7 protein-coding genes are annotated in these 6,532 nt (G+C 69.0%); 6 read left to right on the top strand and 1 reads right to left on the bottom strand.

From position 1 onward, the window contains the following. Nucleotides 1-81 precede the first annotated feature (81 nt). The 6 genes from VGR06_RS33420 to VGR06_RS33395 all read left to right on the top strand — a co-directional run bounded on the left by VGR06_RS33420 (nucleotide 82) and on the right by VGR06_RS33395 (nucleotide 6,151). Nucleotides 82-615 carry a flavin reductase family protein gene (locus VGR06_RS33420; protein WP_327563184.1) on the top strand — a complete coding sequence of 178 codons (534 nt, stop codon included), beginning with the start codon at nucleotides 82-84 and terminating at the stop codon, nucleotides 613-615. Between the two features lie 60 nt (nucleotides 616-675). Next, nucleotides 676-2,181, top strand: a complete 1,506-nt coding sequence (locus VGR06_RS33415) for a 4-hydroxyphenylacetate 3-hydroxylase family protein (RefSeq protein ID WP_327563185.1) — start codon at nucleotides 676-678, stop codon at nucleotides 2,179-2,181. Beyond that, nucleotides 2,178-2,987 (top strand): IclR family transcriptional regulator domain-containing protein, encoded by an 810-nt coding sequence (locus tag VGR06_RS33410; protein WP_327563183.1) that lies wholly within the window; start codon nucleotides 2,178-2,180, stop codon nucleotides 2,985-2,987. Before VGR06_RS33415 ends, VGR06_RS33410 begins: the two co-directional genes overlap by 4 nt. After that, the gene (locus tag VGR06_RS33405) at nucleotides 2,980-4,194 is read left to right on the top strand and encodes an acetyl-CoA C-acetyltransferase (RefSeq protein ID WP_327563182.1); all 1,215 of its coding nucleotides are present in this window, start codon (nucleotides 2,980-2,982) and stop codon (nucleotides 4,192-4,194) included. Before VGR06_RS33410 ends, VGR06_RS33405 begins: the two co-directional genes overlap by 8 nt. A 161-nt stretch (nucleotides 4,195-4,355) precedes the next feature. After that, nucleotides 4,356-5,363, top strand: a complete 1,008-nt coding sequence (locus VGR06_RS33400) for a maleylacetate reductase (protein ID WP_327563181.1) — start codon at nucleotides 4,356-4,358, stop codon at nucleotides 5,361-5,363. Next, complete coding sequence (locus VGR06_RS33395) at nucleotides 5,348-6,151, top strand: dioxygenase (RefSeq protein WP_327563180.1); 804 nt, start codon at nucleotides 5,348-5,350, stop codon at nucleotides 6,149-6,151. The genes VGR06_RS33400 and VGR06_RS33395 overlap by 16 nt, the downstream gene beginning before the upstream one ends. On the opposite strand, the gene VGR06_RS33390 is transcribed toward VGR06_RS33395, so the two are convergent. Then, nucleotides 6,126-6,302, bottom strand: coding sequence for a DUF397 domain-containing protein (locus VGR06_RS33390; protein WP_327563179.1), 177 nt, complete (start codon nucleotides 6,300-6,302; stop codon nucleotides 6,126-6,128). The two genes, VGR06_RS33395 and VGR06_RS33390, sit on opposite strands and share 26 nt — an antisense overlap. Nucleotides 6,303-6,532: the final 230 nt, after the last annotated feature.

Here is a 6,532-nt window from a genome sequence, read left to right as displayed (position 1 = left end):
ACACCAGTGGAACCACGGACCAGAGTCGTTCTCACCGGATAGCGGCAGCTCTGTACGCATTGCGGACAACGAGGAGAGGTCATGGCGGTCGACCCGCGCCAGCTCCGCAACTGCCTCGGCCACTTCGCCACCGGCGTCACGGTGGTGACCTGCGCGACCGCCGACCGCCCGCACGGCGCCACGGTCAACGCGTTCGCCGCGATCTCGCTCGACCCACCGCTCATCATGGTCTCCCTCGACCGGCGCACCAAGGCCAGCCGCTACCTCGAGGGCCGCCCGTTCACCGTCAACGTGCTGCGCGACCAGCAGGACCGGCTGGCCCGGCACTTCGCCGGCCAGCGCACCACGATCCAGGGCGTCGACTGGGTGTGGCCGGACCCGGCCCGCCCGCCCCGCCTCGGCGGCTCGCTCGCCTACTTCGACTGCGAGCCGTGGCAGTCCCACGACGGCGGCGACCACCGGCTCTTCCTCGGCCGGGTCACCGAGTTCGAGTACCACGGCGGCGACCCGCTGGTGTTCTACCGCGGCGAGTTCCGCCACCTCGTCCCGGCCTTCGACGAGACGCTCTGGCTCGGCTCGCTGGACTGTCCCGACTCGAGCTCGATTCTCAACTAGGAGCACCTCGTGACCGCCCAGCAGGAAGAGACCGCGCAGTCCACCCGGCACACCCGCCCGATGACCGGCGCGGAGTACATCGAGAGCCTGCGCGACGGCCGCGAGATCTGGCTCTACGGCGAGAAGGTCCCCGACGTCACCACGCATCCCGCGTTCCGCAACATGGTCCGGATGACCGCCCGGCTTTACGACTCCCTGCACGACCCGGACAAGCAGGGCGTCACCACCGCGCCCACCGACACCGGCAGCAGCGGCTTCACCCACCCGTTCTTCCGCACCCCGCGGTCCCGCGAGGACCTGATCAAGGACCGGGACGCGATCGCCGCGTGGGCCCGGATGACCTACGGCTGGATGGGCCGCAGCCCCGACTACAAGGCCGCGTTCCTCGGCACGCTCGGCGCGAACTCCGACTTCTACGAGCCCTACGCGGACAACGCGCGGCGCTGGTACAAGGAGTCGCAGGAGAACGTCCTCTACTGGAACCACGCGATCATCAACCCGCCGGTGGACCGCAACAAACCGCCGGACGAGGTCAAAGACATCTTCATGCACGTCGAGGAGGAGCGCGACGACGGCTTGATCGTCAGCGGCGCCAAGGTGGTCGCCACCGGCTCGGCGATCACCCACTACAACTTCATCGCACACTACGGCCTGCCGATCAAGACCCGCGAGTTCGCCCTGGTGTGCACGGTCCCGATGGGCGTCCCCGGCATGAAATTGATCTGCCGGCACTCCTACGCGATGAACGCCGACGTGATGGGCAGCCCCTTCGACTACCCGCTGTCCAGCCGCTTCGACGAGAACGACACGATCTTCATCCTGGACAAGGTGAAGATCCCGTGGGAGAACGTGTTCATCTACGGCGACCCGGAGAAGGCCAGCACGTTCTTCCCCGGATCCGGTTTCCTGCACCGGTTCACGTTCCACGGCTGCATCCGGCTCGCGGTGAAGCTGGACTTCCTCGCGGGCCTGCTGATGAAGGGCGTGGAAGCCACCGGCACCAAGGACTTCCGCGGCATCCAGACCCGGGTCGGCGAGGTCATCGCCTGGCGCAACATGTTCTGGGGCCTGACCGACGCCATGGCCAACCACCCGGACGAATGGATCGACGGCGCGGTGCTGCCACACCTGGACTACGGCTTGGCCTACCGCTGGTTCATGACCGTCGGCTACCCGCGGGTGCGCGAGATCATCCTGCAGGACCTGGGCAGCGGGCTGATCTACCTCAACTCCAATGCCAAGGAGTTCCACAACCCGGAGCTGCGGCCCTATCTCGACCAGTACGTCCGCGGGTCGAACGGCATCGACTCGGTGGAGCGGGTCAAGCTGATGAAGCTGATCTGGGACTCGGTGGGCAGCGAGTTCGGCGGCCGGCACGAGCTCTACGAGCGCAACTACTCCGGCAACCACGAAGGCGTGCGGGCCGAGCTGCTGATCTCCGCCGAGGCCTCCGGCGACGCCGCGGCCATGAAGGGCTTCGCCGAGCAGTGCATGGCCGAGTACGACCTCGACGGCTGGACCGCGCCCGACCTGATCAACCCCGACGACGTGAGCATGCACCGGTGAAGCCTGCCGAGGACAAGGATTACGTGCAGTCGCTGGAACGCGGGCTGGCGGTGATCCTTGCCTTCTCCGACAAGCATCCCAAGCTCACCCTCGGCCAGCTTTCCGAGCTGACCGGCCTCTCCCGGCCCACGGTTCGCCGCCTCGTGCTCACGTTGACGCGATTGGGTTATGTCCGCGAGGAAGGCCGGGCGTTCGCGCTGACCCCGCACGTGCTCCGGCTCGGCTACGCGTTCACCAGCTCGCTGAACCTGACCGAGCTGGCCCAGCCGCACATGCAGGAGGCCACCGAGATCACCGGCACCACCTGCTCGATGGCCGCACTGGACGGTGAGGACGCCGTGTTCCTGCTGCGGGTGCCGTCCCGCCGGGCGATGGCGCACCTGCTGCTGACCGGCACCCGGCTGCCCGCGTTCGCCAGCGCCATCGGCCGGGTGCTGCTGTCCGGCCTGCCGGACACCGACCTCGAAGCGTTCCTGCGCAACGTGAGGTTCGCCCGGCTGACCGCGCGGACCGAGACCGACCCCTCGCGGTTGCGAATGGTGATCACGCAGGTGCGCCGGCGCGGCTGGGAGGTGGTCGACCAGGAGCTGGAGGAGGGCGTGCGCTCGTTCTCCGCCCCGGTGCGGGCCAGCGGCGGCCGGATCGTCGCGGCGCTGGGCATGTCGGTCCCGGCCGGCACGGTGAGCGTCTCGGAGATCCACCGCGACTACCTGCCCGCGATCATCAAGGCAGCCAGCGAGATCAGCGCCCGGCTCGGCGCCAGCTACCACCCGAACGGCCAGTGGGAGGGCACCCGGCATGCGTGAGGCGGTCATCTGCGAGCCGCTCCGGACCCCGGTCGGCCGGTTCGGCGGCGTCTTCAAAGACGTTCCGGTGACCGCTCTGGCCGCGACCGTCATCCGCGAGCTGTTGCACCGCACCAAGATCCCGCCATCCGCCATTGAGGACGTCCTCTTCGGACAGTGCTACCCCAACGGTGAGGCGCCCGCGCTCGGCCGGGTCGCAGCGCTGGACGCCGGCCTGCCGGTCGAGGTGCCTGGATTGCAGGTGGACCGCCGGTGCGGCTCCGGGCTGCAGGCCGTGATCGACGCCGCCATGCGCGTGCAGACCGGGGCGAACGACCTGGTGCTCGCCGGCGGCGCGGAGAGCATGAGCCAGGTGGAGTTCTACTCGGCCGCGATGCGCTGGGGCGTCAAGGGATCCGGCGTAGAGCTGCACGACCGGCTGGCCCGGGCGCGGGTCAGCGCCGGCGGCCGGTTCCACCCGGTCGACGGCGGCATGCTGGAGACCGCGGAGAACCTCCGCCGGGAGTATGGCATCCCGCGTGAGGAGCAGGACGAGCTGGCGCACACCTCGCACCAGCGCGCGGTCAAGGCCATCGAGGACGGCCGGTTCGCCGAGGAGATCGTTCCGGTGTCCGTGCCCGGCCGTCACGGTGAGTCCATAGTGGACCGCGACGAGCACCCACGCGCCGACAGCAGCCTGGAATCGTTGGCGGCGCTGCGCCCGGTCCGGCTGAAGTTGGATCCCGACTCGACGGTCACCGCGGGCAACGCCAGCGGCCAGAACGACGGCGCGGCCGTGTGCATCGTGACCACAAAGGACAAAGCCGAAGCGTTGGGGCTGCGGCCGCTGGCCCGCCTGGTTTCCTGGGCGGTGGCCGGAGCGCCGCCGGCCAGGATGGGCATCGGGCCGGTGCCGGCCACCGAGCGCGCGCTGGCCCGGGCCGACCTGACCCTGGCGGACCTGGACCTGATCGAGCTGAACGAGGCGTTCGCCGCGCAGGTCCTCGCCGTGACCCGGGAATGGAAGTTCACCGCGGCGGACTTCGAGCGCACCAACGTGAACGGCTCGGGGATCTCGCTCGGCCACCCGGTCGGCGCCACCGGGGCCCGGATCCTGGCCACCTTGCTTCGGGAGCTGGATCGGCGGGATGGTCGGTACGGCCTGGAAACCATGTGCATCGGCGGCGGGCAGGGCCTGGCCGCGCTATTCGAGAGGGTAAGCAGATGAGCGGGCCGGCGGTGTCTGGACTGACGAGCAGCGCAGGGGCGCGAGGAACGAGCGACCCGAGCAGCGCAGGAGGGAAGACACCGCGTCAAGGCCCGCTCACGCGAGCGGAGCGAGCCAATTCAACGCAGTCCTTCCACCGCGAGGCGTTACCGGGCCGGGTGGTGTTCGGACCGGGGAGCGGCCGGCGCGACCTGGCGTCCGAAGTGGACGGTCTGGGTCGCCGCCGGGTACTGCTGATCACGACGAAACGCGGAGAGCCGCTCGCCACCGAGCTCGCGGCGCCACTGGGGGAGCGGATGGTCGGTGTCTTCACCGACGTCCAGGAACACGTCCCACAGGAGATCGCCGAAGCAGCACGGACGGCAGCGCACGAGGCCCGCGCCGACTGCCTGCTGAGCATCGGCGGGGGTTCGGTGGTCGGCACCGCCAAAGCGGTTGCCGCGGAGGAACGGCTGCCGATCGTGGCGGTGCCGACCACCTATTCGGGCTCGGAGATGACCCCGACCTTCGGCCTCACCTCGGCCGGCATGAAGGTCACCGCCCGCTCCCTCGACGCGCTGCCCCACACGGTGATCTACGACCCTGAGCTCACGCTGACCCTGCCGCCTGGCATCACCGCCGCCAGCGGGATGAACGCGCTCGCCCACTGCGTCGGCGCCGCGTACCTGCCCGGCACCGACCCGATCACCCTGATGGTGGCCGAGGAGGGCGTGCGTGCCCTGTCCGGCGGCCTGCTCCGCTCCGTCCGCGAGCCCGACGATCTCGAAGCCCGCACCGAAGCCCTGTACGGCGCCTACCTCGCCGGCACCGCGCTCGCCGCCGTCGGCCCGGCCACCCACCACCGGATCTGCCACATGCTCGGCGGCGCCTACGGCCTGCCGCACGCCCGCACCCATTCCGTCGTGCTGCCCTACGTCGCCCGGCTCAAGGACGTCGAACTGGCCCGCGTCGCCGACGCCCTCGGCACGCTCAAGGCGTCGGACGGCCTCCGCGAGCTGTCCGAGCAACTCGGCTGCCCCACCTCGCTCGCCGAGCTCGGCCTGCCCGCCGCCGAACTGGACAAGGCCGCACAACTCCTGTCCGCCCAAGGCATTCTCGACCTGCCCACCGCCCGCGAGCTGCTGCACGTCGCCTACGACGGAGAGTGGACCGCATGGACGCCGACCTGACCCGGCAGGTCGAGGCCAGCTTCGACGGCGCCGCCGACCCCCGGTTCGCCGACATCATGCGCAGCCTCGTCCGCCACCTGCACGCCTTCATCGCCGACGTCCACCTCACCGAGGAAGAATGGGCCGCCGCCATCGACTTCCTCACCCGCACCGGCCAGAAATGCGACGCCAAACGCCAGGAGTTCATCCTCCTGTCGGACGTATTGGGCGCCTCCATGGCCGTCATCAACGTCAACCACCCCACCGGCGGCTCCGCCACCGAGGCAACGGTCCTCGGCCCCTTCTTCGTCGACGACGCCCCCGAGTTCGAACACGGCGCCGACATTTCGGGCGGCGCCCCCGGCGAACCCTGCTTCGTCAGCGGCACCATCCGCTCACCGTCCGGAGACCCCATCGCGGGCGCGCTCCTCGACGTCTGGCAATCCGACGAAACCGGCCACTACGACGTCCAGTACCCAGAACTCGAGACGCCACAGGGCCGCGGCCGTCTCCGCACCGACGACGCCGGCCGCTACACCTTCTGGTCAGTACAACCCGAGGCCTACCCCATCCCCCACGACGGCCCCGTCGGCGACCTGCTCAAAGCGGCCGGTCGCGGCCCCATGCGCCCCGCCCACATCCACTTCAAGATCAGCGCACCCGGCTACCGAACCCTGATCACCCACATCTTCGCCGCCGGCGACCAATACCTGCAGTCCGACGCGGTCTTCGGCGTCAAAGACTCCCTCATCACCGAGTTCGACAAAACCGCGACCTTCGACTTCACCCTCGCACCCGAGACCCCTTGATCGCCGCCAACAACCTCCGTATGTCACCTCGGAGCGCTGGCCCATCAGGATTCTTACTGTCTCGCATAATGTCGAGCGTGTGCCCTAACTCGACGCAAGCGCCTTCACTGCCGGAGTAGTTGGACTTGTGCCACCGGTGGGGAACGGTCACGGCGTCTCCTCCAATATTTTGATTTGTTCGCGAATGAGTTCCAGCGAATCTTCTTTACCCATCCCGATGTCACGAATGGTTTCAATGGCTGCCCGATAGTCCTTTACATCGCTCCCATCGACAGTATATGGCCCAGGGCCGTTTCAAGATCGTTTTGAGCAGCGGCTCAGGCGCGGTACCAGGGCTGATGGCGTGCCGGTGGTGCTGGAACCCCCGCAGCAACCGAGTGT

Origin of the sequence: Actinophytocola sp., assembly GCF_036002505.1 — a bacterium.
GTDB lineage: Bacteria > Actinomycetota > Actinomycetes > Mycobacteriales > Pseudonocardiaceae > DASYTH01.
The sequence above is the reverse complement of the archived record's forward strand: the minus strand, read 5'-3'. Positions and strand labels throughout refer to the sequence as shown.